This window comes from Streptomyces sp. MB09-02B (assembly GCF_033794485.1).
GTDB lineage: Bacteria > Actinomycetota > Actinomycetes > Streptomycetales > Streptomycetaceae > Streptomyces.
The window spans coordinates 1-1,989 of record NZ_JARGEE010000780.1 but is presented as its reverse complement, the minus strand read 5'-3'; the positions used below and the strand labels follow the sequence as shown (position 1 = coordinate 1,989).

The following is a 1,989-nucleotide window of genomic DNA, read 5'->3' as shown; positions in this document are numbered from 1 at the left end:
GGGGATGAGGGTCGTGGGCGAGAGCGGGGACAAGGGTGACGGCGGGGACGAGCGCGGGAGCGTGACCGGGACCGGGAGCATGCCTGGGACCAGGGAGACCGGGACCGGGGAGACCGGGAGCGTGACCGGGACCAGGGAGACCGGGACCAGGGAGACCGGGACCAGGGAGACCGGTGCGGGTGAGGTGCGGCTCCTGTTCCCCGACGGCCGGGAACGCGTGCTGCGTCGGCTGATCGCGGCGCAGGTGGCCGGCTGGCACGGTGGGGCCGCCGAGGACGTTCCGATGGACCGGCCGCTCGCGGATCTCGGGATGTCCTCGCGGGACGCGGTCGTGCTGGCCGGGGAACTGTCCCGGGCGACGGGCCGCGACCTTCCGGCGACGCTGCTGTGGGAGGTGTCCACCGGGGACGCGCTGGTGGCACGACTGTGCGGCACGGCGGCGGATCCTGCTCCGCCGGCGGACCCTGCTCCGGTGACGGATGGAGGCCAGGGTGTGGGCCTCGGCCCAGGTGCGGGCCTCGCCCCGGCGGCGGGTCCCACTGCGACACGCCCGTCACGGCAGGCGCCAGCACCCGCGCCCGGTGAGCCCGTCGCGGTCGTCGGGGTCGGGTGTCGGCTGCCGGGTGGGGTGCACGGCCCGGCGGAGTACTGGCGGTCGCTCCTCGACGGTGTCGACGCGATCCGGCGCGTCCCGGAGGACCGGTGGCGGGACTTCACGCCGTACCCGCCCGCCGACGCGCTCCCGTACGGCGGCTACCTGGACGACATCGCCGGGTTCGACGCCGACTTCTTCCGTGTCACCCCGCGCGAGGCCGCGGTGATGGACCCCCAGCAGCGGATCCTCCTGGAGGTCGTGCGGGAGACCCTCGACCACGCCGCCGTCCCGACCGGATCCCTCGCGGGCAGCGCCACCGGGATCTTCGTCGGTGTCTCCGCGCCCGAGTACGGGCAGCTCACCGGCGCCGACCCGGCCGCCGTCGACCCCTGGGCGCCGGCCGGCGGGGCGCTGAGCGTGGCGGCGGGCCGGCTGGCGTACGTCCTGGACACGCGAGGGCCGAGCCTGGCCGTCGACACCGCGTGTTCGTCGTCGCTGGTGGCCGTGCACCACGCGTCCGTCAGTCTGCGCACGGGCGAGAGCGACCTCGCGATCGCCGCCGGGGTGAATCTGCTGCTCTCCCCGACAGTGACCGTCGCGTTCCGGCGGGCGGGCGCCCTCGCGCCGGACGGCCGGTGCAAGCCCTTCTCGAAGGCGGCCGACGGTATCGGCAGGGGCGAGGGCTGTGCGGCGGTCCTGCTGAAACGCCTGTCCGACGCCGAACGGGACGGCGACCGGATCCTCGCCGTCGTCCGGGCCACCGCCGTCAACTCCGACGGCCGCTCCAACGGCCTCCTGGCCCCCAACCCGGCCGCCCAGCAAGCCCTGTTGCGCACCGCCTACACGCGGGCCGGGCTCTCCCCCGCGCACATCGACCACGTCGAGGCGCACGGTACCGGCACGCCGCTCGGCGATCCCATCGAGGCGGGCGCGCTCGGCGCCGTCCTCGGTACGGGCCGCGACCCCGACCAGCCCCTGCTCCTCGGCTCGGTCAAGGGCAACCTGGGCCACCTGGAGTCCGCCGCGGGCATCGCCGGGCTGGTGAAGACGGTGCTCGCGCTCCACCACGACCTGATCCCGCCCTCGCTGCACTGCGCCGAGGGCAGCGCGCTGGACGACGACGAACGGCTGCGCGTCGTGACCGAGGCCGAACCGTGGCCCCGGTACGGCGGTACGGCCACCGCCGGGGTCTCCGGGTTCGGGTTCGGCGGCACCAACGCCCATGCGGTACTGGAGGAATGGCGGCCCGGCGCCCTGCTGCCGCCCCCGGCCGAGGAGGCCTCGGCGCGGCTGCACCTCCTCTCCGACATCGACGCCGACCGGGTCCGCGACACCGCCGCCCGGTTCGCCGACTGGCTGGACACCCCCGAGGGTGCCGCCGCCCATCCCGCCGA

The 1,989-nt window shown here is 75.8% G+C and carries 1 protein-coding gene; it reads left to right on the top strand.

The genetic code is table 11. The features are described from left to right. Positions 1-184: 184 nt before the first annotated feature. Positions 185-1,989: beta-ketoacyl synthase N-terminal-like domain-containing protein (locus tag P1P70_RS43975; protein WP_319248026.1), on the top strand; the 1,805-nt coding region annotated here is incomplete at its 3' end.